Here is a 26,149-nt window from a genome sequence, read left to right on the forward strand (position 1 = left end):
GTCACCCCCTCCCGAATCGCTTCGCGATCCGACCTCCCCCCTCCAGGGGGAGGTGGGCCGAGCGGCAAGGCCGTGCGCCACAACGCCTTCATCATCTCCTCACGCCGCCTCGACGAAGCGGTTGCGGGCGTACAGGAACTCGAGCACGGCGGCGCGGCAGCGGTTGTACTCGTGGTCGTCGACCAGCTCGAGGCGGCGGCGCGGACGGGCGAGCGCGACGGTCAGCACCTCGCCGATGGTGGCGGCCGGGCCGTTGGTCATCATCACGATGCGATCGGAGAGCAGCACCGCCTCGTCCACGTCGTGCGTGATCATGATCATGGTGTTCTTCAGGCGAGCGTGGATCTCCATCACCTGGTCCTGCAGATGCGCCCGGGTCAGCGCGTCGAGCGCCCCGAAGGGCTCGTCGAGCAGCAGGATCTTCGGCTCCATGGCGAGCGCGCGGGCGATGCCGACCCGCTGCTTCATGCCGCCGGAGATCTCGGCCGGGCGCTTGTCCTTGGCGTGCGCCATGTTGACCAGCGCCAGGTTCTCCATGATCCACTCGCGCCGCTCGGCGCGCGAGCGCTTGCCGCCGAACACCTTGTCGACGGCCAGCGCGACGTTCTCGTAGACGGTGAGCCAGGGCAGCAGGCTGTGGTTCTGGAACACGACGGCACGGTCCGGCCCCGGCGCGTTGACCTCCTGCTCCTCCAGGATCACGCCCCCTGTCGAGGCGCGCAGCAGGCCGGCGACGATGTTGAGGAGCGTCGACTTGCCGCAGCCGGAGTGGCCGATGATCGAGACGTACTCGCCCTGCTGGATCCGCAGCGTCACGTCGCGCAGCACCTCGGAGGTGGTACCGCCGCGCGAGAAGCTGATGCCGACGTGGTCGATCTTGAGATAGGGGTTCATGGCTCGACCCTCAGTTCGATGCGGTGCCGCGGGTGACCAGCACTGCGGCGCCCGCCACCAGCCGGTCGAGCAGGAAGCCGACGCCGCCGATGTAGCCGAGCGCGACGACGATGTCGGGCAGCCGCGACGAGTTCCAGGCGTCCCAGATGAAGAAGCCGATGCCGACGCCGCCGGTCAGCATCTCGGCCGCGACGATCGCCAGCCAGGCGAGACCGATGCCGATGCGCAGGCCGGTGAAGATGTAGGGCGCCGCCGACGGCACCATGATCTTGACGAAGAACTCCAGGTGATTGAGCCGCAGCACCCGGGCGACGTTGCGATAGTCCTGCGGGATGTTGCGGATGCCGACCGCGGTGTTGATCAGGATCGGCCAGATCGACGTGATGAAGATCACGAAGATGGCGCTCGGATTGGCGTCGCGGAACGCCGCGAGCGAGATCGGCAGCCAGGCGAGCGGCGGCACGGTGCGCAGCACCTGGAACACCGGATCGAAGCCGCGCATCACCCACACCGACTGGCCGACGATGGAGCCGATCAGCACGCCGGCGACCGCGGCGAGGCCGAAGCCGACGGCGACCCGCTGCAGCGAGGTGAGCACCCGCCAGCCGAGGCCAATGTCCTGCGAGCCGGCGACGAAGAACGGATCGACGATCAGATCCCTCGCCTCGCTCCACACCCGCGAGGGCGGCGGCAGCGCCGAGGTCGGGCTCCAGCACGCCATCTCCCAGATCAGCAGAAGCAGCGTGGTGACGATCAGGGGCGGCAGCACGACGGCGGCCACCTTGGAGGCGATCGGCCGCAGCCGCGCCGCGAGCGGCGGCGCCTTCGTGGCGAGCGGCACCACGGTCGCGACCGTCGGGGGCGGAGCGGCGGCCGCGGCGGGCCCTTCGGCGACGGACTTCAGTTTCAGCATGGATTGCGCCACGGGGGGCTCCTTTGTCGCTGATCTTCGCTCTGACTCTCCCCTCGTGGTGAGGAGCGGCCGAAGGCCGCGTCTCGAACCACGAGGCCCCGATTACGCGGGCCGCCGCCATCCCTCGAGACGGCCGCTTCGCGGCCTCCTCGGGATGCGGACGGGCAGGGCCGGGTGCAGACCTCGCACGTTCAAACCGTCACGCGCTTGATGCGCTGGGCGCGCAGATAGGCCATCGGATCGGCCGGATCGAACTTCATGCCGTCGAAGAAGGTCTCGACGCCGCGGCTGTCGGAGGTCGGAATGCCCGACACGCCGAGGCTCTTGGCGGCCTCGATCCACAGGTCGGACCGGTTGGTCTTGTCGACCAGCGCCTTGATGTCGATCGCGGGATCGAACTTGCCCCAGCGGATGTTCTCGGTGACGAACCAGGTGTCGAGGCTCTTCCACGGATACGACGTCGAGCCGCCCTCGCCCCAGAACTTCATGTAGAGATTGGTGCCCTTGGCGGTGCGGCCGAGGCCGTAGTTGATGTCGCCCTTGATGCGGCCGATGATGTCCGGCACCGGCACGTTGAACCACTGCCGCCGGCCGATGATGGCGGCCATCTCGTCCTTGTTCTCCGGCTTGTCGCACCACTGCTGCGCTTCCATCACGGCCATCATCAGGGCCTTGGTGGCGCGCGGATTCTTGTCGACCCAGTCGGCCCGCATGCCGAGGATCTTCTCCGGGTGGCGGAACCACAGCTCGCCGGTGGTCAGCGCCGTGTAGCCGATGTTCTGGTTGACGAGCTGCTCGTTCCACGGCTCGCCGACGCAGAAGCAGTCCATGTTGCCGACCTTCATGTTGGCGACCATCTGGGCCGGCGGCACCACGATCACCTTGATGTCGCTGTCGGGATCGATCCCGCCGGCGGCGAGCCAGTAGCGGATCCACAGGTCGTGGGTGCCGCCCGGGAAGGTCATGGCGGCGGTGAGCTCCTTGCCTTGTGCCTTCTTGCGCTCGAACGCGGCCTTGAGCGGCGAGGAGTCCTTCTCGATCTTCAGATCCTTGTACTCGTTGGAGACCGAGATGCCCTGGCAGTCCTCGTTGAGATTGAGGAGCGTGTACATCGGCAGGGACTGGTTGCTCTGCATCACCTTGCCGGTGGTGTAGAGATGAACCTTGGGCCGCAGCAGATGCGCGCCGTCGATGCCGTTGCGCTCGGTGCCGAGCGCCATGTTGTCCCGCGTCGCGCCCCACGAGGCCTGCTTGGCGATGTCCATGTCGGGCAGGCCGTGCCTGTCGTAGAAGCCCTTCTCCTTGGCGATGATCAGGGGCGAGGCGTCGGTCAGCGCGATGTAGCCGAGCTTGGTGCCCTTCACTTCGGGGCCCGCCCCTTGCGCGAAGGCGCCGGCCGGCAGGGCGGCCTTGGCGGCGGCCAGGAGTGCGGCCGTGTTGGCGGCGTTGCGGAGGAACTGGCGGCGGGTGGAACGCAACGGCCGGGACGTCGTGGTCATGCTCTCTCCTCGCTCGGCAAAAAAGAAAACGCCGCCGCTTCGAACCGACGCGACGCACCCCGGAGGAACGGGTGCGAGGACAGGTCGAAGCAGCGGCGTTGCTGCGCTGTATCAGAAGGCCCACCGTCAGCGTCGGCGGCGGCCACTAGCACTAGTTATACAAGTGGCGTGCCAATCATGCCGCGCTGCGGAAAAATGCTTAGTCTCAGGAGATTATCAGATCGCGCGACCGGTCCGGCGACGTTCGGCTCCGCCCCGATGCGCCTGTTTGCGGCACTGCCGAAGCGGCACCTGATCAAACCGTGAGCAGACCGGGGAGGCTCAGCCCGGCGCCGGCGGACCCAGCGCCGCATCGAACAGGTCGCCCCGAAACACCGCCCGCACGGCGCTCTCCGAGCCGTCCGGCAGATGGCCGGCGGCCTGCATGGCCGCGGCGAGCCAGTCGGCCTGGGCCGGCTCGGGGCGGTTGGCGTCGAGCACCAGAAAGTCGGGATCGTTGCGCAGGCGCCCGTCGCCGTCCACCACCAGGGCGCCGTCGAGGGTGCGGCGGATCACGGCGGCGGACGCGTCGAGATGGCCCGACTCGCCGAGCAGCGCGGCGAGATCGGCGCGGTTCTCCGGCGCCGCGCACCAGGCCGCCGCGGCGGCGAGCGCCCGAATCAGCGCCGCGCTCTCCGGCGCGTCGGCGCGCTCGGCCGGCAGCGCCAGGAGCTTGTCGGGAGCGCCCGGCACCACGGTGTTGCCGAGCAGCAGGATGGTGCCGACGCCCTGGTCCACCGCGACGCTGTTCCACGGGCTGCCGACGCAGAAGCCGTCCACGTATCCGCGCCGCAGCGCATCGACCATGAAGGGCGGCGGCACCACGACGAGGCGGACGTCGCGCTCCGGATCGAGCCCGGCCGCGAGGAACAGGCGCCGGAGCAGATAGGCATGCACCGACAGCGGAAAGACCGCCGCGAAGGTGAGCGGCCCCTGCCCGGCCGCGGCACGCGCCCGGGCGACGGCGCCGAGCGCCGCCGCCGCCGCGGCGACCTCTCCCGACAGTCCGCCGTGCTCCGCGAGCGCCGCCGCGATCGGCCGCGACACCGTCACGGCATGGCCGCCGATGTTGAGCATCACGGGCGCGACCAGCGGCAGCGCCATGTGGCCGAGCCCCAGCGTCGTGGCCACCGCGAGCGGCGCCAGCATGTGGGCGCCGTCGAAATGGCCGAACACCAGCTTGTCGCGGATATTGGCCCAGGAGGTCTCGCGCACCGGCACGAGGTCGAGGCCTTCGGCCGCCGCGAAGCCGCGCTCGGCCGCCGCGATCAGCACGGCGGCGTCGGTGAGAGGCACGTATCCGATCGAAAGGCGCGTCATCAGAACAGCTCCGCGGCCGTGATGATCGCCTGGGCGATCTCGACCATGCGCTTCTTCTCGTTCATGGCGGTGCGGCGCAGGAGCGCGTAGGCGTCCTCCTCCGACAGGCCCTTGCGGGCCATCAGCAGGCCCTTGGCCTTGTCGATGGTCTTGCGGTCGGCCAGCGCCGTCTTGGCGTCCTCGAGCTCGCGGCGCATGCGGCTGTAGGCGTTGAAGCGCATCACCGCCATGTCGACGATGGCGCGCACCCGCTCGGGCTTCAGCCCGTCCACCACATAGGCGGAGACGCCGGCATCGATCGCGGCCTGCATGGTGGCGGCGTCCGAGCGGTCGACGAACACGGCGACGGGCCGCTCGACCACGCGCGACACCCGGAACATCTGCTCGAGAACGTCACGGCTGGGGCTGTCGAGGGCGATGACCACCACGTCGGGGGCGAGGGCGACCAGGCGGTCGAGCAGGTCGGGCGAGTCCGGCACGATCGCGACGCGCGGGATCCCGGCGGCGCGCAAGCCTTCCTCGACGATCGCGGCACGCGCCCGATCGGCATCGACCACGGCGACCGAAACCACCCCGTCCTGCATCGCACCATCTTTGCCGGATCGCGGCCGCAAGGCAATCGCCACGCTCAGGCGGCCGCCTCGAAGCCCTGCAGCACGCCGACCGCGTTGACCCCGATCGCCTCGACGGCGTAGCCGCCCTCCATCACGAACAGGGTCGGCAGCCGCAGGCCGGCCAGCATCCCGCCGATGGTCGGATAATCGGCGGTGTCGAGGCGGAAGCGGGAGATCGGGTCGCCCTTGTAGGTGTCGACCCCGAGCGAGACCACCAGGGCCTCGGCGCCGAACGCCGCAATGCGGGCGAGCGCATGATCGAGCGCCGCGGACCAGGCCTCGAAGCCGGTGCCGAACGGCAGGGGATAGTTGGCGTTGGCCCCCTCCCCCGCGCCGGTCCCGGTCTCGTCGGCGAAGCCGAGGAAGTAGGGATACTCCTGCACCGGGTCGGCATGCAGCGAGACGAACAGCACGTCGCCGCGGTCGTAGAAGATGTCCTGGGTGCCGTTGCCGTGGTGATAGTCGATGTCGAGGACGCAGACGCGCTCGGCGCCGGTGTCACGCAGGGCCTGGGCGGCGATCGCGGCGTTGTTGAAGAAGCAATAGCCGCCGTAGCAGGCCCGGTGCGCGTGGTGCCCCGGCGGCCGGGTCAGCGCGAAGGCGCCGCGCTCGCCGCGCGCGACGAGCTGCGCGCCGGTGAGGGCCACGTCGGCCGCCGCCCGCACCGCCTGGAAGGTGCCGGCCGTGATCGGCGTCCCGGCATCGAAGGAGTAGTAGCCGAGCTTGCCGTCGATATGGTCCGGGACCACGCGCCGCATGCCGGGCGCGATCCAGGTGAACGGCAGCGCGTCGTACGCGCCGTGCTCGGCGACCCAGGCGTCCCAGGCGCCCGCGAGGAAGTCGACGTAATCGGGCGCATGGACGCGCTTCACCGGATCGAGCCCGAAGGCGGAGGGCGGGATCACCGGGCCGAGCCCCACCTCGGTCACGCGCGACAGCACCAGCGCGGCGCGGCGCGGCATCTCGAAGCTCGTCACCAGCTTGCCGTCGTGCAGCTCCGCCTTGCCGTCGTGCAAGGCGTGCGCGTCGCTGAACACCGTGATCATGATTCCGCCCGGCGAACGCCGTCGCTCTCACGCGCGCGAGAAGGCGAGGACCACGATCCGCGGCGCGCGGCAGACGGCGAGATCGAGGATCTTTCCGCTCGGCACCACGGCCTTGCGGCCGACGAGATCGACCACGATGTCGTGGAAATCGAGGAAGACGCCGTCGAGCGGATGCATCGCCTTGTACACGGCTTCCTTGGCGGCGAACAGGACACGTCCGCGCAGCGGATCGCCGGCGAGGCCGGACCGCTCCGGCACGGTGGCGACGAGATCGAGGATGTCGTCGGGCAGTGGCTCGGCCGGCTCGACGTCGATGCCGAGCGCGGCGACGGCGGCGCGCGGCGCCACCGCGGCGACCGCCACGGCCTGGTCGTGAGCCAGCGAGCCGACCACGTCGCGCGGCCAGTCCGGCGCGCCGGAGGCGGTGCGGGGCAGCGCGCAGCCGGCATGGCCGAGGCCGGCGAGCAGCTCGCGGGCGACCACCCGGGCGGCACCGCTGGCCCGCCGCACCGCGACGATGCTCGAGACGATCGAGCTCGCCTCGGCGTCGAGCAGCGCCGCCTCGTCGCCGGGCGCGATCAAGCGGTGGCCGACCACGATGCCGGACACGAGAGAGTCCAGCGCGCGCTGCAGGGTGGGATCGCAGGAGGCGAGCATGTCAGCGGAGGTCACGTGCCGGTCGCCCGTTCGACCGCGAGCTCGGCGATGATCTCGCCGTCCTCGTCGGCCCCGATCTCGACGAAGCCGACGCTGGCATAGAGTGCCTTGGCCGGGTTCTCGGGCTCGTAGCAGATCGAGATGGTGCCGACGCCGGGCAGCCGGCCGATCTCGTCGAGCGCCAGCCGGAGCGCGGCGCGGCCGTAGCCCTGGCCCTGGAAGCGGCGGTCGATCATGAAGCGGTAGATGACGGCGCGGCCCAGGTGGTCGCTGCCGACGTCGTACATCAGGAATCCGACCAGCTCGTCGCCGGCATAGACGGCGCGCGGCCGCGCCAGCGGATCGAACTTCGACTCGGCGAGCGAGTAGAGATTACCGGCGACCAGCTCGCGCTGCTCCGGCTCGAGCTCGAGCGCGGCGACGTCGCGCCAGTTGTTCGCCGTCACGTCGGCGAGGCGGACCTCGCCGGCGCCCGGGAGGCCCATGATCGTCTCCCGGCGCGACACGGCCTACTCCGCCGCGATACGGTAGGCGGGCTCGACCGTCGCGGGCGCCCGGTACACGGCGGCGCCGAGCGCGCCGTCGACGGAGCCGTGACGGCGGAACAGCTTCGCCGGGTTGCCGCGCCAGGTGGTGTGCGCGTCGACGACCTCGCCCTTCATCAGGAAGGCGTCGGTGTCGATCACCACGTGCTCGCCGAGCGTGACGCCGTAGTGGACGAAGGCCGACGGGCCGAGCGTGCAACCCTCACCCATGCGGATCCAGTCGGACTTGAACACGCCCTCTTCCAGCGAATGCGCCTGAAGCACGCTGCCCTCGTTGAGGTTGGCGTAGTCGCCGACCTCGGTGAGGCTGCGGTCGGTGATCGAGCAGCCGAAGTCGACGACCTTGCGGCCGACCTTCACGCCCATCAGCCACAGGATCAGGCTCTTCACCGGCGTGCCGCCGAACAGCTGGACATGCGGCCAGTCGGACAGCTTCCAGTGCCGCTCGTGGCTCCAGAAATACGGGTCGTAGATGGTCACCATCTCGGGCTTCAGCGAGCCGAAGCCGAGCGAGGCGCGCTCCATCATGGTGAAGTACAGCACGGCACCGGCGGACGTGACGGCACCGGCCGCGAACAGGGCGAACACCCCGTAGGTCGGGTAGACCAGCAGCGCCGCCTGCCACACCGCGAGCGAGGCGAACACCAGGAGCCAGCGGGTGGCCAGGAACAGCGCCGCCGTGACGGCATTGTAGCGGTTCTTGGCGGCCAGCCGACGCAGGCGCTCGTCCTCCGGGATGGCACCGAGCATCGACTTGTCGCGCTCGACCATGCGCGGGATCTCGAAGGGCGGCGAGCCGAGCAGGCCGCAGTTCTCGCGCACCGGGCCGTCGACCGGGATCATCACCTTGGTGCCGAGCAGCACGTTGGCGCCGGTGCGGCCGCCGGGCGGATACTGGATGTTGTTGCCCAGATAGTTGTTGTCGCCGATGCGGGTGTGGCACAGGCGGAACGACGAGGCCGACATCTCCAGGTTGATCATCGACAGCCCGTCCGAGACCATCGTGCCGGAGCCGATCTCGCACATGAACGGATTGTCGTGCTTCTGGTTGGTGCCCATGTTCGAGCCGGTCTGCTCGACCTTGTTCAGGTTCCAGCCGACGAAGCGCATGTAGCCGACGATCGCCGACGAGTCGCCGAACAGCACGTTGAAGAACAGCGAGTTCGAGAACTTCTCGGTGAGGCCCTGCAGCCAGGCGTGGAACCCGAAGGTCGAGTAGGTGCGGCCTTCGGTCAGGAACAAGCGGGCGAGCCGCGGCACCGCCCACACGCCGGCCAGGCCGGTGACGATCGAGCCGAAGAACGACACCAGCGACACCGCCAGCACGGTCGGCAACGAGGTCCAGAGGGTCGAGGCCGCGGCGGACGCGCCGGAGTGCTGCTCGTAGAGCGCCAGCGCGACGATCGGCACCGGGATCACCACCATGAACAGCAGCGCGAACTGCACCACCTCGGAGAGACCGCGGCGCAGCGCCGTCGACGGCAGCGCCTCGACCCGCACATAGTCGGCCGTCGTCTCGACGGCGGGCGAGCCGTGGAACCGCTTGCCGTCGGCGACGCGCTGGCCGCTCTGCAGCGACGAGCCGTGGCCGAGCTGGGTGTCGTCGCCCATCGCCGTGTCGATGTCGAGCACGCTCGCCTCGCCCACGAAGGCGCGGTCGCCGATGCTGACCCGGCCCGTAGTGATGTAGTTCGACTGCGCCCGATAGCCGAGCAGGATCGACTCCTTGCGCAGGATCGTATCCTGGCCGATCGCGATCAGGTCGGTGGCGACCGGCACGAAGCGGGTCTTCACGATGGCGTTGGCGCCGACCTTGGCGCCGAGCAGGCGCAGATAGACGTTGTAGATCGGGTGGCCGGCGAACAGCGCGACGGGCGCGTTGCGCATCAGCGTCTTGGCGGCCCAGAAGCGGAAGTAGCGCGCCGACCAGATCGGGATGCGCTCCTCCTTGAAGCGGCCGACCAGCAGCCACTTGCCGACGATCGACACCGCGGTGAGGCCGAAGAAGCTCGCCACCGCCGCGACGACGCTGCGGACATACAGGTCGACCGGGCCGGTGGCCGCATAGGCCCATTCGAGGCCGGTGTCGAACACCCACAGGCCGAGCAGGCTGATGGCGCCGTAGAACAGGAGCTGCGCCGCGCCGCACGCGTAATAGGAGAGGTCGGAGGGCGTGTGGAACGGCTCGGGCGCGGTCTGCACCGCCGCCGCGTCGCCCGCCTCGTCGAAGATCGCGGCGAGCTTGGCGATGGTCGGGTTGGTGTAGATGTCGCGCATGGAGACGTTCTCCATGCCGGCGTTCCTGCGGATTTTTGCGCAGAACCGCGCCATCAGCAGCGAGTTGGCGCCGAGATCGTCGAAGAAATTGTCCTCGGTGGAGACGCGCTCGACGGTGAGGATCTCGGCGATCGCCTCGACCAGCAGCCGCTCGGTGTCGGTGCGGGCGGCGACCACCTTGCCGTTGCCGGCGGCCTGGACGCGCGGGCCGGCCGGCTTGGGCAGACGCTTGCGGTCGGCCTTGTTGGAGGCCGACATCGGGATCGCGTCGAGCTGCTCGAGATAGGCCGGCACCATGTAGGCCGGCAGCCGGCGCTTGAGCGCCTGGAGAATGTCGCCGCGCGGCAGGTCGCCGGCGCCGGGCTTGAGCGCGTAGTAGCCGACCAGCTCCGGCATGCCGGGCTCCGGCTCGAAGGTCGACACCGCCGCCTGGGCGATCTGCGGCAGCTCCATCATCACCGACTCGATCTCGACGAGCTCGATGCGGTAGCCGCGGATCTTCACCTGGGTGTCGATGCGGCCCAGATACTCGATCTCGCCCATCTCGTTGATGCGGCCGAGGTCGCCGGTGCGGTAGATGCGCTTCGACGCGTTGTTGGGGATGCCGATGAAGTCTTCGATGAACTTCTGCCCGGTCAGCTCCTCGCGATTGAGATAGCCGGCGGCGACGCCGATGCCGGCGATGCCGATCTCGCCGAGCTCGCCACGCGACATGGAGCGCGGCTCGGCCGGATCGAGGATCACGATCGAGTAGGTCGGCATCGGGATGCCGATGGTGACGGGCTTCTCCGGCACCAGCTCGGTGACGGTGGCCGTGACGGTCGCCTCGGTCGGGCCGTAGGTGTTGAGGATGGTGCGGCCGCGGCGGCTCCAGCGCATCACCAGGTTCTGCGGGCAGGCCTCGCCGCCGACCATCAGCAGGCGCAGATGCGGCAGGTCGCGCTCGATGGTGGAGAGCAGCGTCGGGCAGCAGCACATCGCGGTGACGCGGCGATCGTGCAGGAAGTCGGCCAGCTCCTCGCCGACCAGGCCGCCACCGGCGCGCGCCGGCACCAGCGTCGAGCCGGCCATCAGCGGCACCCAGGTCTCCTCGATGGAGAAGTCGAACGCGATGGTCATGCCCTGGTAGACGCGGTCGCCCGGGCGGTAGCCGTAGCGCTCGGCGGCGATGCGCACGAAGTTGCAGATGCTCGGATGCTCGACCAGCACGCCCTTGGGGTTGCCGGTGGTGCCCGAGGTGTAGATCACGTAGCAGCCCTGGTCGTCGGTCGCGGCGACCTCGCCGGCGAACAGGCGCTCCGGCGAGCGGGCGTCGATCTCGGCGCGGGCGGCGTCGAGCAGCACCGCGTCGGCGTCCTGGGCCGAGAGGCGCTCGGAGAAGCTCGCCATCGACACGATGGTGCGGATCTTGGCGTCGGCCAGCATGTAGCGGATGCGCTCGGCCGGCAGGCCGGGATCGAGCGGCACATAGGCGGCGCCGGCCTTCACCACCGCGACCAGCGCCACATAGGTCTCGATCGTCTTGTCGAACAACAGGCCGACGCGGTCGCCGGCCCGGACCCCTCGGGCGATCAGGTGGCGGGCCACCTGGTTGGCGCGGCGATCGAGCTCGCGATAGGTCAGCGTGGTGTCGGCGGTCAGCACGGCGGCGAGATCGCCGAAGCGGTCGGCCGCCTCCTCGAACAGTTGGTGGAGCCGCTCGCCCGGGCGCCAGCGCGGCGACGAATCCCGGCTGCCGCAGAACAACACGTCGTGGCCGTCGATCCGTCGCGCCAGATGCGCCGCGGTGGGGCCGCCGGTCGCTCCGTCGCGGACGTCGCCGATGTCGATTCGATGGGCCATCGTTCTGCTCTGGTTGCGACAGACGCGAACCGCGCGCCGGCCGTGTCGTTCAGCTCTTGTCCGGTGGGCCGAGGGCCGACATGAACCCGCCGCGCGCTGCGGCCGGTCCCGATCGGAACAGGAGGATGGCGTTCGACTTGCGATTCCCCCGAGGCTCTTGGCACACCGGCAGCCTCTTGTGGCCGCACCCTGGGATTCGGCACATGAATGCCCGCTGAATGAGCCGTTTAGTCTTCTTGAACATCTCCCGGCGACCGTGCCGGAGGCCCTGGGACACAGGCGCTTGTCCGCATGCTCCGCGAAATTACGGAGGCGGCCCGGGTGGTTATCGGGACGTTACGAATTCGGCCTCCGCCGGGGCACGGCGCCGGCGCCGAGTCGCTCCCGCGCCGCGGGTGCATCGGCCGCCGTGGCGCGCCCGGCCAGACGAGAGGGCTCGGATCTCGCGGTCCCCTGCCCCCGAATCGCCCTGCCCCGAATCGGCTGCCGGATCGCGCATTCGATGGCCGGCAGGTCGGCGGGACCAGCCGGCCCGTCGCACGTCGGCGGCAGCGAAACGGCGCCCCTCTTGCTCGCGGCCTTCCGGCGGCCCTTTGTCCGGCGCGCCGGATCCGCGTCGCCCGTCGGGCCGGATCCGCGCAACAGGCTCTGGCGTTCCGCCCGGACGGTGTGCTAAGGAGCCGTCCCCGACGCCAGGGCCCTCGCGGCCCCGGCCCGGGCAGCCGGCCCGCACGGTACGGCCGACGGCGGCGGAGTAGCTCAGCTGGTTAGAGCAGCGGAATCATAATCCGCGTGTCGGGGGTTCGAGTCCCTCCTCCGCTACCATTTCCAATCATAGCCGCCCGCCCCTCTTCAAAGCCCGATCAGACGGTTGCCGGAATATAAAGCCGCGGCAGCCACCGTTCGAGAACGCTCACCGGGAAGCCCAGCCGTACCGTGCTGCGTGGGGTCGGCGCGACGAGGTAGCCGGCCTTGATCAGCGTATTCAGGACCGTCCGGGCTTGGCGTGTTTCGTAGCCGGTCAAGGCGGCAGCCCGTCCTCTTGCAAACTCACCGGCGATGACGGCTTCACGGAGCAGCGGCCAGGAGCCCTTGAGCAGGCGTTTGGCGCGAACCTCCTCCTCGGCCCAAATCTCCATACGCCGAAGCATCTCGGCAGGCTCCAACAGTCCTTCCATGAAGGTGACCTGGTCGACGCAGGTGGAGAGAAAGAACCGGCAGAACTCATCCAGGCCCGCCTGGGTGATGTTGCCGCGCCCGTCGAGATCACCCCGGCGGGGTTCGTCGGCCGCCATCAGCAGGGCCTTGTAGGTTTCCACATTGCGGGCCAGGCCTCGCGAGACCGACCACAGCGCCGAGCCCACCCCCAGCTCACGCAGCCACGCGTGCGAGAACAGCCGGGTGACGCGGCCGTTCCCGTCGAGAAACGGGTGGATCCAGAGCAATCGATGGTGGGCCGCCGCCACTCCGATGATTTTGCGCAACGTCGACAGGTGCTTCGAGGCATAGGCCTCGGTGAAACGGGCCAGGAAGGCCGGTAGCTCGTCCGGGGCGGGCGGGATGTGACGGCCCACGACCACATGTCGCGTCCGCAACTCACCGGGGACGATCTCGAGCTTTTCCTTGGTGTCGGAGTCCTCTACCCGAAGCAGCTCGTCCGGCAGGCGCTCACCGAAGCTCCGGTGGAGCCACAGAATGAACTCCCGCGACACGATCGGGCCGGGACCGTCGCCACGGTCGATCATCTGCTGCACTTCGATGTGGGCCCGCGCTTCGAGCTGGAGATTGCGCTTGGTCTCGTCGTTCGCGAAGTCCCCCGCCAAGGCCCGGTCGATGTCGATCGGCAGCGTGTTGTGCCCCTCGATCAAGTTCGAGTAGTAGCAGTTCATCGAGCGCACCAGATCGCCCAGGGCCGCGCTCAAGGCCGGGTTGAGTCGGCCTGCCAAGGCGTTGGACTTGGCGACAAGCTCGATCGCCAAATCCTCCAGATCCTGCCCTGTCTCCGGCAGGAGAGGCTCCATCGCTGCCACAGTCATTTTTTGCCGCTTCCGTTAGCGTGCAAATATAACGCACACTCAGTCCCTTGAGCCACAGCTCGGCAAACGGAAATGCCGCTTTTTTTGCCGGTTGGGTTTGGGGGCCGGCCCGGGGCGGTCGCCCTCGACATCGTCCTCGGGCCGGCACTGTCCGGTTGCGCAAGAACGGGTGCGGGGCGCGCCGGAAACGGGCCTCCCCTACTGCCTCTCAAAACTAAAATACGAACCGTGCCGTTGGATCCCGGCCACGGCCGAACGCGACCTCACGCCCCGTCCCGCTGCGCTCCCATCAGCGCCGCCAGCGCACGATCCGCAGCGCGGTCGCTGGCCGAGAGTCCGGCGGCGACGCCGGCCTGGTCGGCGGGGGTGCGGTTCTGGCTCGTCTTGCGCTTGCCCTCGAGGCGGGTGATCGGCAGGCGCAGCCCGATGATGCCCCTGAGCTGAGCGGCGACGAAGCTGTCCGGCGCGTCGGCCACGGCCCACGGCTCGGACCGGGAGCGCTCGTGAAGGTCGGTGAGCCGCCCGACGACATCGCGCAGGCGATCCGCGTCGTCGAAGAACTCGGCCGGGCCGTAGGCATGGACGGCGACGTAGTTCCAGGTCGGCACGACCTTCCCGTGCTCCTGCTTGGACGGATACCAGGACGGCGTGACATAGGCGTCCGGTCCCGTGAACAACGCCAGCGCCTCGCCCGCCGCGGCGAGCGTCCACTGCGGATTGGCGCGGGCCAGATGGCCGTAGAGGGTCCCGAACGGGCCCTCCTCCGGACTGAGGAACAGCGGCAGCGGCGTGGCGATCAGGCCGTCCGGCGTCGCGGTGACGAGATTGGCCAGGCGCACCGCGCGCATCGTCTCGTGCAGCGCCCCGAGATCCTCGACGCGAAACGCGGGGGGAACGTACATCGGCGTCTCCTGACACGCGCCGGCCACCGGGGCCTCGCGTGACGCCCGTCACCAGCCCGGCTGCTGACGGTAGTAATACGGGTCGCCGCGCCACACCGGGGCGGCGGGGGCGCGTGGGGCGGGGGCGCCGAAGAAGCCCCACTCGCTGCGGGCGTCGGGGCCGGCGACGCGGGCGACCGGCGTCGGCTTGCGGGTGATGAAGCCGCCCTGCGGCTGGCCGCTCAGCACGGCGACGAACTCGGTGCGGTAGTTGGTCTCGGCGCTCAGCGGCTCGTCGGAGACGACGATCGAGGAGCGCGGCAACGCCGTCGGGCCGATGCGGTCGAGCACCTCCGGCGGGATGGTGATGCGGTCGAGCGCGGCCTTGGCGTCGTCGGCGTGGTCGATGGTGACGGCGCTCCAGCGCAGGCCGGCGGCGCTGCGCGCCATCGCCGTGAACACGTGGGTGCCGATCGGCCGGCCCGGATCCCGGATCGTCACCGGCACCTCGATGCTGGTGTCGAACACCTCGCCGCCGCCGTCCGGCGCCGGCTTGTGGGTGTTGCGCCGCACGTAGAGCTTTTGGGTCGCGCGGCTGATGTAGATCGAGACCGGCTCCAGCGCGAGCTTGGCGTCGCTCGCCGCCTTGGCGGTGGCGGCTTTGCGGGCCTCGGCCGCCTTGGCAGCCTCGGTCGCGGCGTCGGCGGCGTCGAGCTTCGCCTTCGCGTCGGCCCGGGCGGTGTCGAGCTGGGCGGCCAGCTCGGCGGCCTTGGCGGCCGCCTTCTGCCGGCGCTCCTCGGCCTTCGCCCTGGCGTCGTCCGTTTTGGCGGTGGCGACCGCCTTGTCGGCGGCGGCCAGCTCGGCCTCGGCCCGGGTCTTCAGCGCCTCCTGCTTGCGCAGCGCCGCGGTGAGCGACGACTTGGCGCGCACCGCCGTGGCGGCCGCCGCCTTCGCCGCGTCGGCGGCCTTGGCGGCCTCCGTGGCCTCGCGGGCGAGCGGCTCGACCCGCCCCGGCGCCGCCGCGACGGCCTCCGGCTTCGGCACCAGCAGCGCCGGATGGGAGAACTCGATCGGGGCCGCGTCGGCCGGCGAGACGATCACCCGCATCCCGATCCGCGTCTTGTCGAACAGCGAGCCGGCGAACCCGTAGGGCATGCGCACGCAGCCGTGCGAGGCCGCGTAGCCGGGCAGCGGGCCGCCGTGCAGGGCGATGCCGTTCCAGGTGATGCGCTGCATGTGCGGCATCCAGGCGTCGTCGTACATGGTCGAGCGGTGGTCCTTGTCCTTCTCGACCACGGCGAAGACGCCGGCCGGCGTCTCGCGCCCCTTGACGCCGGTCGACACCGGCGCGCGCATGATCCAGCCGTCGGCGTCGTAGAGCGTGACCTGCTGCGACTTGATCGACACGATCGCCATGATCGGCTCGCCGGCCGGACGCCGCGCGACCGCTTCCTTGGGGGGCGGCACGGGGCGCGGCTCGCGCGCCACCGCGTCGGCGGTCGGCGCGACCAGGCCGGCCAGCATCGCCAGAACGGGAGCCGCACGGCGCCACGTCGCCGAGGAGGAGTGCACCGTCGTCCGTCGCTTCGCCATGCCGTGTCCGCTCGAAAGGCCTGTCCGGGCTAGCATCGCGTCGAGTCTCGACCCGGACTCCTCGAAACTCACCGGCACCGCCGGCGACGTCCGGTCGTCGTTCGAGACGACCGGGCCCATGTCGGCTGCGATTCTCTCTTATAAGTCAGCACGCGTAAAGGCAGGCTGGCCCGGAGGCCGCCGCCGGTGCCCAGGTGACGCTGCACGGCGCGGCGACAGGCCGGCCCTGCCCCTCGCTCCCCGCCGCCTCGCCGCCTCGCCGACAGGCGGCCCTACGCCGCGTCGCCCAAAATCGCCTTGACCTCAAGATACTCTTCGAAGCCGAACACGCCGAACTCGCGGCCGTTGCCGGACTGCTTGTAGCCGCCGAACGGAAGGCTGCGGTCGAAGCCGGCGCCGTTGATGTAGACGCGGCCGGCCCGGATGCGCTCGGCGACTTTTCGGGCGCGGGCCAAATCCTTCGACTGAACGAAGCCGGCGAGGCCGAACGGCGTGTCGTTGGCGATGGCGATCGCCTCGTCCTCGCTGTCGTAGCCGATGATCGACAGGACGGGCCCGAAAATCTCCTCGCGGGCGATGCGCATCTGCGGCGTCACGTCGCCGAACACGGTCGGCCGCACGTAGTGGCCGCGGTTGAAGCCCGCCGGCCGGCCGGGGCCGCCGGCCACCAGGGTCGCGCCCTCGTCGAGGCCGGACCGGATCAGATCCTGCACCTTGTCGAACTGCGCCCGGCTCACCAGCGGCCCCATGGTGGTCGCCGGATCGAGCGGATCGCCGAGCCGGATCGTCGCGATCGCGTCGCGCGCCGCCGCGAACGCCACGTCGCGGGCGGCGCGCGGGATCAGCATGCGGGTCGGCGACTGGCAGTTCTGTCCGCCATTGGTGTTGCAGGCGTAGACGCCGGCGATCACGGCGGCGCGCAGGTCGGCGTCGGGCAGGATGATGTTGGCGGACTTGCCGCCCAGCTCCTGCGCGACGCGCTTGACCGTGTCGGCGGCGAGCTTCGCCACCCGCACGCCCGCCGCGGTCGAGCCGGTGAACGACACCATGTCGATCTCCGGATGCGCGGCGATCGCCTCGCCCACCGTCGGCCCGTCGCCGTTGACCAGATTGAAGGCCCCCGCCGGCACGCCGGCCTCGTGGAGAATCTCGGCGAACAGCATGGCGCTGAGCGGCGCGACCTCGCTGGGCTTCAGCACCACGGTGCAGCCGGTGGCGAGCGCCGGCGCCACCTTGGAGGCGACCTGGTTCAGCGGCCAGTTCCACGGCGTGATCAGGCCGCAGACGCCGATCGGCTCGCGGCGGACGATGCCGGCGCCCATCGGCTCCTCGAACCGGTAGGCGGCCAGCACACGCGTCGCCTCCTCGAAATGGAACAGCGCGACGGTCGCCTGGCGCTCGGTCGCGAAGGTGATGGGCGCGCCCATCTCCAGCGTCATCATGCGGGCCAGCTCCGGCAGGCGCGCCCGGAAGCCGGCGATGATCCTCGACAGCCAGCCGAGCCGCTCCTCGACGCTCGCCTGCGACGTGATCGCGAAGGCGCGGCGCGCCGCGGCGGCGGCCCGGTCCACGTCCTGCCGTGACCCCAGGCTGATCTGTCCGACCGTCTCCTCGGTCGCGGGATCGACGACCGCGAGCGTCGACGCCGCGGCCGGATCGACCCAGGCTCCGTCGATGTAGAATCTCAGCGTGTCCATCGTGTCCTCCCCGCGACGCCCCTGCCCTGTGGTCTGCGTGTTGTTCGCCGGGCTCACAGGTGCCGGCCCTCGTCGACCGGCACGACGATGCCGGTCGAGCTCGTGAGATCGACGATGCAGGCGACCACGGCCCGGGCGACGTCGTCCGGCGTGGTGATGTGGGCGAGCGGCAGCCTTTCGGCCGTCTTCTGGAGCTGCTCGCGGGTGCGGCCGGCGACGAAGTCCGTATCGACGCCCGCCGGCGACACCGAGAACACCCGGATGCGCGGCGCCAGCACCTTCGCCAGCGCGATGGTGAGCGCGTCGAGGCCGGCCTTCGCCGCCAGATAGGCGAGGCTGCTGCCCAGCCCGGTCCGGGCCGCGATGGACGAGATGTTCACGATCACGGCGCCGCTGCCGCGCTCGAGCAGCGGCCGGAAGGCGCGGATCGTGGCGAAGGGTCCGCGCAGATTGATCGTGACGGTGCGGTCGAAGATGTCGTCGGTCAGCCCGTCGAGATCGGCCGCCGGCACCGGAGTGGTCGCGCCGCCGCAATTCACCAGCGCATCGAGCCGCCCGTAGCGTTCGGTCACGGCGGCGGCCGCCGCCGCGATGGACGCCGGCTCGTCGATGGCGATGCGCAGGGCCGTATGCCCGGTGCCGTGCAGCCCTTCGACCACCGCCTCGGCCTGGGCGCGGCGGCTGTTGTAGCCGACCACGACGGCGGACCCCAGCGCGGCGAGGCGCGCCGCGGTCGCCCGGCCGATACCGCTGCTGCCGCCGGTGACGAGCGCCACCGCCGGGGCGGACAGCGCGGGAACGTCGATGCCGGTCATCCAAATCCTCCCGATCAGGCCGTCTCGGTTCTTGTCGCTGGGCCGTCCGGCGACGCTAGCCGATGCGCCGCGGACCCCGGGGGACGATTGCGCCCGTTTCACATCGCGAAATGCAGGCACAAAGCTGGACGGGTGCCCCGCCCGGTCGGCTAAGCTGCACAAAACAACCCGCGCAACTCCGCCGCGGGACACGGGAGGACGTCATGAGGATTCGTGTCACGCGAAGAATGGCGCTCGCCGCCACGATGGCCGCCGTGGCGGTCGGATCGTCGGCCGGGTCTTCGGCCGCCTGGGCCCAGGGACCGTCACCGTCCTGGCCGTCGCGGCCCATCACGCTGATCATGCCGTTCGCCGCGGGCGGCGGAACCGACCTCCTGGCGCGGGCGCTCGCCCAGGATCTCGGCGAGCGGCTCGGCCAGCAGGTCGTCGTCGACAATCGTGCCGGCGGCGGCGGCAACATCGCGGCCGGCATCGTCGCCAAGGCCGCGCCCGACGGCTACACGATCATGTTCGGCACGCCGGGGCCGCTCGCCAACAACAAGCTGATGTACAAGAACCTGCCGTTCGATCCGGAGCAGGCCTTTGCGCCGGTCGTGCTGGTCGCCAAGTCGCCGCTGATCGTCGCGGCGCGGCCGTCCCTGCCGGTGACGTCTCTGGCCGAGCTCGCGGCCTACGCCAAGGCCAATCCGGGCAAGCTGAACGTCGGAGTTCCGGGCAACGGAACGCTCGGCCACATCACCTCGCTGCTGCTGCAGAAGGCGCTCGGCATCACCATGACCAACGTGCCGTATCGCGGCACCGCGCCGGTGGTCAACGACCTGCTCGGCGACCAGGTCGACATCGCGATGGACTTCATGCCGTCCTACGTGCCGCTGGCGCGCGAGGGCAAGATCCGCGCGCTCGCCGTCACCACCACGGAGCGCGCCGCCGACCTGCCCGACGTAAAGACCGTGCAGGAGGCCGGCGTCAAAGGCTTCGAGGCCACCGCCTGGTACGCGCTCGCCGCGCCGGCCGGCACGCCCGCCGAGATCGTCGACAAGCTCAACGCCGCCACCAATGCGTTCCTGGCGAGCCAGAAGGGAAAAGACGTGCTGGCCCAGCTCAGCATGCAGGCGGTGGGCGGCTCGCCCGCCGACCTCAAGGCGTTCATCGGCTCGGAGCTGCAGAAATGGGGCCCGGTGGTGAGGGACGCCAACATCTCGATGTGAGCGCGCGACGGGCGCGGCCCGGCCGCGGCAGACACCGGCGACGCCGCTAGTCCGGGTCGTTCCCGGCGGCGTCGATCACGAGGCGCGGGGCGACCCTGTCGATCAGCGCCAGCCGGCGCGCCTCGGCGGCCGCGGCGGCGGCGAGCGCGTTGCGCCGCGTGCTGGCGTTCGAGCCGGCCACCACGATCCCGCCGATGATCGCCGACAGCGCGCCGAGCAGCAGCACGGCATCGACGCTCACCAGCCCGAAGATCGTCGCGGCGACGACCAGGATGCCGAGCGCGATCGCGGTGTTTCCAGCGAAGATGAATTTCCGGCAGCCCTCGGCGACCTCGGCGAGGTCTTCGATCTGCTCCTCGATGCGCGCGATCTCGGCCGCAAGCGTGTCGTCGTTCACCACGTTCTCCGACCCCGGCTGCGGGTCGGCTCGCCCGCAGCCGCGATCCTACACCACCGGCCGCCCGCCGTTCACGGTCCGCCTGCGCGGGCCGCGGCCGCCCCGGAGAGGCGGTCCGAATGGACGGCCTCTCGCGCGAACGGCTCGCGGGTGAACGGTCTCGCGGGTGAACGGCTTTGCGGCCAGCGAGCCGTGGCTCGGGACTCAGCGCCGGCGCCGCACCGGGGGCGGCGGCTCGAGCGGCCGCTGCCAGACCGTTCCCCTGTCGAACTGGATGGTCAGCCCGTCGGGCGAGTAGACGGCGCCCTGCCACGCCCCGGCGATCCAGATGCGGCCCGGATACTCGACCCATCCGGACGACGGGATCCCGCCGTCGTTGATGACGTTGAGCTGCGTCCCGTACTGGGTGATGAAGGCGAAGCTGCCCGGACCGCCCAGGCAGTTCGCGACGCACTGCCAGCGCCCGTTGAGATCGACGCCCTGCACCTGCGCCGCGGCTCCGGTGGCGGTCAGCGCCGTCGCGACCGCGACCGCGGTCATGATCCGTTTCATCGCACTCTCCTTTCGGGCCCGCCCGAGGGCCCATCGTGACGGACGAGGATCATACCTCCTCGGGCGGGCATTTTCACGACATCGATGCCGCTAATGCGGGCCGGGCTGCACGCGGGTGAGCGGCGAGCCGTCGACCGCGGACGCCCGCGCACCTTCGAGCCTAGCGATGTCGGCCTGCGACAATGTCGGCCGGTCCACCCTGATGGTCAGCCTGTTCAGCGTCGCCGTCAGGGCGAAGGGCGGCTTGTAGTCGGCGTCGTTGACGCCGGTCAGCGTGTCGGAGCCGATGTCGAAGGACTCGTCCCACTGCAGGATCATCGGCAGCGTGTGCGGCAGCGTGATGGTCTGCACCGCCTTGCCGTCCACCTCGAGCGTGCCGGTGCCGCCGCGGCCGACACCGCTCATGTTGTTGAACGCCAGCGTGCCGACGCCCAGCCCGTCGTACTTGAAGTCGAATTCCAGCGTGTGCCGGCCGGGCGCCAGGGCGTCCGGCCCCTCCCACTTCACCCGCTTCAGGTCGACCAGGTTCCACAGGAACACGGGCTTGCCCTTCAGCAGATAGAAGCCGTAGCCGGCGAAGCGCCCGCCGGAGGTCAGGATCATGCCCTCGGCGCCGCCTTGCGGCACCTCGATGTCGGCCGTGATCGTGTAGGAGGCGTTCAGCAGCATCGGCGAGTCGCCCTGCGGCAGCCCGGTCATCGGCCGCGTGTAGACGAACTCGGTGCGGCCCGCCGTGATGTTGGGCCGCGGCGCGACGATGCGGGCGGCGACCGAGGCGTCGAGCGGAAGCACCTGGTGCTTGGTCGCCTCGGCGACGAAGGCCTGCTTCATCTCGGCGACCTTCTGCGGATTTCCGGCGGCGAGGTCGTCGGTCTGGTTGAAGTCCTTGCTCAGGTCGTAGAGCTCGAGCACCTGGTTGTTCAGCGGATCCGGATTGGCCGCGCCGAAGGCCTGCCACGGGGCGCGGTTGACCTTGGTGCTCAGCAGCCAGCCGTCCTTGTAGAGCGCCCACTGGCCCATCATCTCGAAATACTGGGTCGTGTGGCGCGTCGGCGCCTTGGCGTTGGTGGCGTCGAATGTGTAGGCGAAGCTGGTGCCCTCGATGGGGGCCTGCTTGATGCCGTCGACGCTGTCGGGCGCCCGGATGCCGGCCGCCTCCAGGATGGTCGGCACCACGTCGATGACGTGGACGAACTGCTCGCGCAACGCGCCCTTGTCCTTGATGCGGGCCGGCCACGACACCACCATGTTCTGATTGATGCCGCCGAGCCGCGAGGCGTTCTGCTTGAACCAGTCGAACGGCGTGTCGAAGGCCCACGACCAGCCGGCCGACATGTGGTTGTAGGTCTGCTCGGTGCCCCAGACGTCGTAGAACTTCATCTGGACGTCGGCGGGCAGATCGTTGACGCCGTTGAACCAGGCGACCTCGTTGGGCGTGCCCATCGGGCCGCCCTCGGCGCTGGTGCCGTTGTCGCCGTTGATGTAGATGATCAGCGTGTTGTCGAGCCGGCCGAGGTCCTCGAACGCCTTGATCACCCGGCCGATCTCGTGATCGTTGTAGGCCGCGAAGGCGGCGAACACCTCGACCTGACGGATGAACAGCTTCTTCTCCAGGTCGGTGAGCTGGTCCCAGGGCTTCAGCACCTCGGCGGGCCACGACGGCAGCCTGGCGTTCGCCGGGACGACGCCGAGCCGCTTCTGGTTCGCGAAGATGGTCTCGCGCAGCTTCTCGTAGCCGCCGTCGAACAGCTTCAGGGCGCTGATCTTGTCGACCCACTCCTTGGTCGGGTGGTGCGGGGCGTGCGTGGCCCCGGGCGCGTATTTGACGAAGATCGGCTTGTCCGGCTGGGTCTGGTGCATCCGGCTCACATAGTCGATGGCGTCGTCGGCCATCGCCGTCACCAGGTTCCAGGTGCCGGGCGGCTTGCCGGCGAACGGATAGATCTGCGTCGTGTTGCGGAACAGGTTGGGCTGCCACTGGTTGGAGTCGCCGCCGACGAAGCCGTAGAAATACTCGAAGCCCATGCCGGTCGGCCACTGGTCGAACGGCCCGGCCTGGCTGGCCGCGAAGGCCGGCGTGTTGTGGTCCTTGCCGAACCACGAGGTCGCGTAGCCGTTGTCGCGCAGGATCCGGCCGATCGTCGCCTTGTCCTTGGCGATGATGCTGTTGTAACCCGGGAAGCCGGTCGACTGCTCGGAGACCACGCCGAAGCCGGCCGAATGGTGGTTGCGCCCGGTGATCAGCGCGGCGCGGGTGGGCGAGCACAGCGCGGTGGAGAACACACGGTTGTAGCGCAGGCCCTCGCTGGCGATGCGATCCATGGTCGGGGTCGGGATCACGCCGCCGAAGGTGCCCGGCACGCCGAAGCCGGCGTCGTCGGTGATGATCAGCAGGACGTTCGGCGCCTCCTTGGGCGGCACCACGCGCGGCGCCCACCACGGCGTCGACTGCAGCGCGTCGTTCCTGATCACGCCGCCGAACGCCGGGTCGGGGGGCGGGAGCTGCCGGCCGTCGATGGTGGTGGTCGCGCTCGGCGATCCCGGCGTGCCGGTGACCTGCTGGGCCTCTGCGGGCAGAGCGATCCAGCTCGCGCCGAGCAGGAGACCGGCCGTGACGCCCGCGAGACGACGCATGGATGTCGATCCAAACCTCATCGAAGCCCTCCGTTGCGATTGTCAGGATGTGCCGGCGACCGTCGGCGTCCGGGCCCGGATGTCGGCGGCGATCCGGTCGACCTCGGGGCGGGCGTGACGAAAGAACCGCTTCAGCCCGGCGCACAGATAATTCAGCCCCGGCTCGCCGTCCGGCGTCCGGATCAACCGGTTCTTCGGGCACTCGCCCCGGCAGTCGGACAGCACGTCGCAGCCGCGGCAATAGGCCGGCAGCGTCTCCGACTTGGCCCAGCCGAATTTCACCTGCCGGCGTGACAGCACCAGGTCGGCGAGCGGCGTCTCCCGGATCGTGCCGAGCCGATACTCCGGATAGACGTAGTGGTCGCAGGAATAGACGCTGCCGTCGTGCTCGACCGCGACCGCCTTGCCGCAGAACTCGCCGTAGATGCAGATCTGGCTCGGCAGTCCGAGATGCTGCGCCACCAGGGTCTCGAAGTGATTGACCAGCACGGTGCCGAGATCCTTGCGCCGCCACTCGTCGAACACCCGCGACAGGAAGTAGCCGTAGTCGTCCGGGTCCACCGACCAGTCGGTGACGATCGAGTCCGGATGCCCGGGACGGGCTTCGGGACTGTCGAGGCGCGGCAGCCGCGCCGGATCGTGCGCTTGCGGTGCCGTGGCCTCGAAGCCCCTCGCCTCGACGATCGGGATGAACTGGATCGCCCTGGCGTCCAGCTCGCGGCGCAGGAACCGGTAGATGTCGAGCGGGCGCCGCGCATTGCCGCGGTGGACGCAGGTCAGCGTCGCGAACGGCACGCCGAAGCGGCGCAGCAGGCCGGCCGCCGCCATCACCTTGTCGAAGGTGGGCGCGCCGCCCTTGTTGACCCGGTAGGCGTCGTGCAGCTCGCGCGGCCCGTCGATGCTCAGGCCGACCAGGAAGCCGTGCTGCTTCAGGAACCGCGCCCAGCTCTCGTCGATCAGCACGCCGTTGGTCTGCAGGTCGTTTTCCACCCGCTGTCCGGGTTTGGCGTATCTGCGCTGCAGCGCCACCACCTCTTCGAAGAACGCGAGCCCGCGCAGCGTCGGCTCGCCGCCCTGCCAGGAGAACACGACCTCGGGCCCGGTGACGCCGGCGATATAATTCCTGATGAACAGCTCCAGCGTCTCGCGGTCCATGTCGGCGGCGCCCGGGCCGCCCGGCAGCGTCTCCTTGCTGAGATAGAAGCAGTAGGTGCAGTCGAGATTGCAGCGCGAGCCGGCCGGCTTGGCCATGACGTGAAAGCGCCGCGTCCCCTGCGCAGCGTAGGTCAGCGGGGCATCGTACTTGTCGACGACAGGGCTCATGCGACCGACGAACCGGACAGGTCGACGCTGCTCCGCGACGGCGGAGGTCGAGGCTGCGTTCCGTCGGATGCTAGCCGCGACGCCGGAGCCGTAACATGCAGATTCGGACACCGATCGGGCTTCGGCCGGGGGATGCCGATCTTGTGATCAGACGCGGTTTCGTGTCCTGATCACGAGCGGCAATTTTCCATAAGGTTATACAGCAGGCGGATCTTGGCGTATGGTCTCGTCGTGCTTCGGCCGATGGACTAGCCGTTTTGATTTAGGCTATTGGGTGTCGCCATGCCTTCATCGTCCGGGGCGTTCATCGATTTCGCCCGCTCGGTCCGCGAGGCCGATGTCAGCTTCATGCTGACGGGCCGCGGCCATCCCGATTGGGCGGTTCGCAATGGACGCTGCGGGAGCATCGTGATCCAGCACGGGCGCTGCGGCGCCGGCATGATCGCCGACGGCGTGATGGCCCAGCCGGACGCCGTCGTGTTCGTGATGCAGAGCTCGCTCGCCCAGCACGCGGTGGCGCTCAACGGGTCCCCGGTCGCACCCTACGGGATCGCCGTGCTGCCGCCCGGCAGCGCCTTCGTGTTCGCCAATTCCGTGCCGCACGCCTGGACCTCGATCACGCTGCCGGTCGCCGGGCTCGCACCCGGCCAGATCGAGCGCCTGGCCGGCCGGGCCGAACGCCCCGACGCCTCGCTGGTGGAAACCGAGGCGGAGGCGTTCGGGCGGATCCTCGGGCGGGTCGCGGCCGCGCCGCTCACGCCCGACGGATACGCGCCCGATCGGGAGATCGCCGCGGACCGGAGCGAGGACGCCGCGGGCGCGGTGTGCGACGCCCTGTTCACGGCGATCGCCGGAGCGGACGCTCGGACGGAGCCGACGGCGCCGCATCATCACCTGATCGTCCGCCGCTCCCTCGATGCCACGGCCGAGGCGGCGGGCGCGGTCGCCCCGATCGGCGATCTCTGCGCTGCGGCCGGCGTTTGCGAACGCACGCTGCGGCGCGCGTTCAGCGCGGTGTTCGGGATGCCGCCGTCCCGCTATCTCAAGCTGCGGCAGCTCAATCGCGTGCACGCCGCGATGCTGGACGACGGCGCCCGCGGCCGGCGCGTGACCGACGTGCTGACCAGCCACGGCGTCACCGAGCTCGGACGGTTCGCCATGCAGTATCGCGCCCTGTTCGGCGAGCTGCCGTCGCACACCATGCGGCGGCTGGATCACGCCCGTCGCTGAGCGGCCCGCCCGGTCGCGGCCCTCGCGGCATTGTTGTTCGCACGCAACAACACCTCCAAATCGGCGACCGCCGACGCGCCCTGGCCGATTCTGCATAGTGAACCGCCGTGATCACACTACCGTCCTTCGGAACCGGC

20 protein-coding genes and 1 tRNA gene are annotated in these 26,149 nt (G+C 70.0%); 3 read left to right on the forward strand and 18 right to left on the reverse strand.

The window, feature by feature from the left end; translation table 11 throughout:
- Positions 1-99 precede the first annotated feature (99 nt).
- From CH341_RS07895 to CH341_RS07935, 9 genes are all read right to left on the reverse strand, one after another.
- Complete coding sequence (locus CH341_RS07895; RefSeq protein ID WP_111418489.1) at positions 100-894, reverse strand: ABC transporter ATP-binding protein; 795 nt, start codon at positions 892-894, stop codon at positions 100-102.
- A gap of 10 nt (positions 895-904) precedes the next feature.
- On the reverse strand, positions 905-1,807 hold the full coding sequence (gene ntrB / locus CH341_RS07900; RefSeq protein WP_111418490.1) for a nitrate ABC transporter permease: 903 nt from the start codon (positions 1,805-1,807) through the stop codon (positions 905-907).
- Positions 1,808-1,998: 191 nt separating this feature from the next.
- A complete protein-coding gene (locus CH341_RS07905) occupies positions 1,999-3,306 on the reverse strand; it encodes a CmpA/NrtA family ABC transporter substrate-binding protein (RefSeq protein ID WP_111418491.1) in 1,308 nt (435 codons plus the stop codon).
- A 321-nt stretch (positions 3,307-3,627) separates the two neighbouring features.
- Complete coding sequence (locus CH341_RS07910; RefSeq protein WP_111418492.1) at positions 3,628-4,665, reverse strand: ABC transporter substrate-binding protein; 1,038 nt, start codon at positions 4,663-4,665, stop codon at positions 3,628-3,630.
- Positions 4,665-5,249 (reverse strand): ANTAR domain-containing response regulator, encoded by a 585-nt coding sequence (locus tag CH341_RS07915; protein ID WP_111418493.1) that lies wholly within the window; start codon positions 5,247-5,249, stop codon positions 4,665-4,667. The genes CH341_RS07910 and CH341_RS07915 overlap by 1 nt, the downstream gene beginning before the upstream one ends.
- 44 nt (positions 5,250-5,293) lie before the next feature.
- The gene (locus CH341_RS07920; protein WP_111418494.1) at positions 5,294-6,325 is read right to left on the reverse strand and encodes a histone deacetylase family protein; all 1,032 of its coding nucleotides are present in this window, start codon (positions 6,323-6,325) and stop codon (positions 5,294-5,296) included.
- Between the two features lie 27 nt (positions 6,326-6,352).
- Positions 6,353-6,997 (reverse strand): 4'-phosphopantetheinyl transferase family protein, encoded by a 645-nt coding sequence (locus tag CH341_RS07925; RefSeq protein WP_245430942.1) that lies wholly within the window; start codon positions 6,995-6,997, stop codon positions 6,353-6,355.
- Positions 6,994-7,467 carry a GNAT family N-acetyltransferase gene (locus tag CH341_RS07930; protein ID WP_111418496.1) on the reverse strand — a complete coding sequence of 158 codons (474 nt, stop codon included), beginning with the start codon at positions 7,465-7,467 and terminating at the stop codon, positions 6,994-6,996. Before CH341_RS07930 ends, CH341_RS07925 begins: the two co-directional genes overlap by 4 nt.
- A 24-nt stretch (positions 7,468-7,491) precedes the next feature.
- A complete protein-coding gene (locus tag CH341_RS07935) occupies positions 7,492-11,646 on the reverse strand; it encodes a Pls/PosA family non-ribosomal peptide synthetase (protein WP_111418497.1) in 4,155 nt (1,384 codons plus the stop codon).
- A 748-nt stretch (positions 11,647-12,394) separates the two neighbouring features.
- Here CH341_RS07935 and CH341_RS07940 point away from each other — a divergent pair.
- Positions 12,395-12,471, forward strand: a tRNA-Met gene (locus CH341_RS07940).
- A gap of 38 nt (positions 12,472-12,509) precedes the next feature.
- Here the strand turns inward: CH341_RS07940 and CH341_RS07945 are convergent.
- From CH341_RS07945 to CH341_RS07965, 5 genes are all read right to left on the reverse strand, one after another.
- Positions 12,510-13,682: a Fic family protein gene (locus tag CH341_RS07945; protein WP_111418498.1), complete on the reverse strand. Its 1,173-nt coding sequence runs from the start codon at positions 13,680-13,682 to the stop codon at positions 12,510-12,512.
- Between the two features lie 263 nt (positions 13,683-13,945).
- Complete coding sequence (locus CH341_RS07950) at positions 13,946-14,584, reverse strand: FMN-binding negative transcriptional regulator (RefSeq protein WP_111418499.1); 639 nt, start codon at positions 14,582-14,584, stop codon at positions 13,946-13,948.
- A gap of 48 nt (positions 14,585-14,632) precedes the next feature.
- Positions 14,633-16,156 (reverse strand): L,D-transpeptidase, encoded by a 1,524-nt coding sequence (locus tag CH341_RS07955; RefSeq protein ID WP_111418500.1) that lies wholly within the window; start codon positions 16,154-16,156, stop codon positions 14,633-14,635.
- A gap of 272 nt (positions 16,157-16,428) precedes the next feature.
- Positions 16,429-17,853 carry an aldehyde dehydrogenase family protein gene (locus CH341_RS07960; protein ID WP_111418501.1) on the reverse strand — a complete coding sequence of 475 codons (1,425 nt, stop codon included), beginning with the start codon at positions 17,851-17,853 and terminating at the stop codon, positions 16,429-16,431.
- A gap of 53 nt (positions 17,854-17,906) precedes the next feature.
- A complete protein-coding gene (locus tag CH341_RS07965) occupies positions 17,907-18,668 on the reverse strand; it encodes an SDR family NAD(P)-dependent oxidoreductase (RefSeq protein ID WP_111418502.1) in 762 nt (253 codons plus the stop codon).
- A gap of 203 nt (positions 18,669-18,871) precedes the next feature.
- Here CH341_RS07965 and CH341_RS07970 point away from each other — a divergent pair, with 203 nt between their 5' ends.
- Positions 18,872-19,876 (forward strand): Bug family tripartite tricarboxylate transporter substrate binding protein, encoded by a 1,005-nt coding sequence (locus CH341_RS07970; protein ID WP_170149521.1) that lies wholly within the window; start codon positions 18,872-18,874, stop codon positions 19,874-19,876.
- A 46-nt stretch (positions 19,877-19,922) separates the two neighbouring features.
- Here CH341_RS07970 and CH341_RS07975 read toward each other — a convergent pair whose 3' ends face one another.
- The 4 genes from CH341_RS07975 to CH341_RS07990 all read right to left on the reverse strand — a co-directional run bounded on the left by CH341_RS07975 (position 19,923) and on the right by CH341_RS07990 (position 24,782).
- Positions 19,923-20,273, reverse strand: coding sequence for a hypothetical protein (locus CH341_RS07975; protein WP_111418504.1), 351 nt, complete (start codon positions 20,271-20,273; stop codon positions 19,923-19,925).
- Between the two features lie 204 nt (positions 20,274-20,477).
- Complete coding sequence (locus tag CH341_RS07980) at positions 20,478-20,825, reverse strand: hypothetical protein (RefSeq protein ID WP_111418505.1); 348 nt, start codon at positions 20,823-20,825, stop codon at positions 20,478-20,480.
- Between the two features lie 90 nt (positions 20,826-20,915).
- Positions 20,916-23,459, reverse strand: a complete 2,544-nt coding sequence (locus CH341_RS07985; protein WP_111418506.1) for an arylsulfatase — start codon at positions 23,457-23,459, stop codon at positions 20,916-20,918.
- 42 nt (positions 23,460-23,501) lie between these two features.
- On the reverse strand, positions 23,502-24,782 hold the full coding sequence (locus tag CH341_RS07990; RefSeq protein WP_111418507.1) for an anaerobic sulfatase maturase: 1,281 nt from the start codon (positions 24,780-24,782) through the stop codon (positions 23,502-23,504).
- A gap of 282 nt (positions 24,783-25,064) precedes the next feature.
- Here CH341_RS07990 and CH341_RS07995 point away from each other — a divergent pair, with 282 nt between their 5' ends.
- On the forward strand, positions 25,065-26,012 hold the full coding sequence (locus tag CH341_RS07995) for an AraC family transcriptional regulator (RefSeq protein ID WP_111418508.1): 948 nt from the start codon (positions 25,065-25,067) through the stop codon (positions 26,010-26,012).
- The last annotated feature ends 137 nt before the right edge of the window (positions 26,013-26,149 follow it).

Origin of the sequence: Rhodoplanes roseus (assembly GCF_003258865.1) — a bacterium.
Classification (GTDB): Bacteria; Pseudomonadota; Alphaproteobacteria; order Rhizobiales; family Xanthobacteraceae; genus Rhodoplanes; species Rhodoplanes roseus.

Excerpts from the sequence above, each read along its gene's own strand:
- CH341_RS07895 (WP_111418489.1), bottom strand. The coding sequence starts at position 894 with ATGAACCCCTATCTCAAGATCGACCACGTCGGCATCAGCTTCTCGCGC.
- ntrB (WP_111418490.1), bottom strand. The coding sequence starts at position 1,807 with ATGCTGAAACTGAAGTCCGTCGCCGAAGGGCCCGCCGCGGCCGCCGCT.
- CH341_RS07905 (WP_111418491.1), bottom strand. The coding sequence starts at position 3,306 with ATGACCACGACGTCCCGGCCGTTGCGTTCCACCCGCCGCCAGTTCCTC.
- CH341_RS07910 (WP_111418492.1), bottom strand. The coding sequence starts at position 4,665 with ATGACGCGCCTTTCGATCGGATACGTGCCTCTCACCGACGCCGCCGTG.
- CH341_RS07915 (WP_111418493.1), bottom strand. The coding sequence starts at position 5,249 with ATGCAGGACGGGGTGGTTTCGGTCGCCGTGGTCGATGCCGATCGGGCG.
- CH341_RS07920 (WP_111418494.1), bottom strand. The coding sequence starts at position 6,325 with ATGATCACGGTGTTCAGCGACGCGCACGCCTTGCACGACGGCAAGGCG.
- CH341_RS07930 (WP_111418496.1), bottom strand. The coding sequence starts at position 7,467 with ATGGGCCTCCCGGGCGCCGGCGAGGTCCGCCTCGCCGACGTGACGGCG.
- CH341_RS07935 (WP_111418497.1), bottom strand. The coding sequence starts at position 11,646 with ATGGCCCATCGAATCGACATCGGCGACGTCCGCGACGGAGCGACCGGC.
- CH341_RS07945 (WP_111418498.1), bottom strand. The coding sequence starts at position 13,682 with ATGACTGTGGCAGCGATGGAGCCTCTCCTGCCGGAGACAGGGCAGGAT.
- CH341_RS07950 (WP_111418499.1), bottom strand. The coding sequence starts at position 14,584 with ATGTACGTTCCCCCCGCGTTTCGCGTCGAGGATCTCGGGGCGCTGCAC.
- CH341_RS07955 (WP_111418500.1), bottom strand. The coding sequence starts at position 16,156 with ATGGCGAAGCGACGGACGACGGTGCACTCCTCCTCGGCGACGTGGCGC.
- CH341_RS07960 (WP_111418501.1), bottom strand. The coding sequence starts at position 17,853 with ATGGACACGCTGAGATTCTACATCGACGGAGCCTGGGTCGATCCGGCC.
- CH341_RS07965 (WP_111418502.1), bottom strand. The coding sequence starts at position 18,668 with ATGACCGGCATCGACGTTCCCGCGCTGTCCGCCCCGGCGGTGGCGCTC.
- CH341_RS07970 (WP_170149521.1), top strand. The coding sequence starts at position 18,872 with ATGAGGATTCGTGTCACGCGAAGAATGGCGCTCGCCGCCACGATGGCC.
- CH341_RS07980 (WP_111418505.1), bottom strand. The coding sequence starts at position 20,825 with ATGAAACGGATCATGACCGCGGTCGCGGTCGCGACGGCGCTGACCGCC.
- CH341_RS07985 (WP_111418506.1), bottom strand. The coding sequence starts at position 23,459 with ATGCGTCGTCTCGCGGGCGTCACGGCCGGTCTCCTGCTCGGCGCGAGC.
- CH341_RS07990 (WP_111418507.1), bottom strand. The coding sequence starts at position 24,782 with ATGAGCCCTGTCGTCGACAAGTACGATGCCCCGCTGACCTACGCTGCG.
- CH341_RS07995 (WP_111418508.1), top strand. The coding sequence starts at position 25,065 with ATGCCTTCATCGTCCGGGGCGTTCATCGATTTCGCCCGCTCGGTCCGC.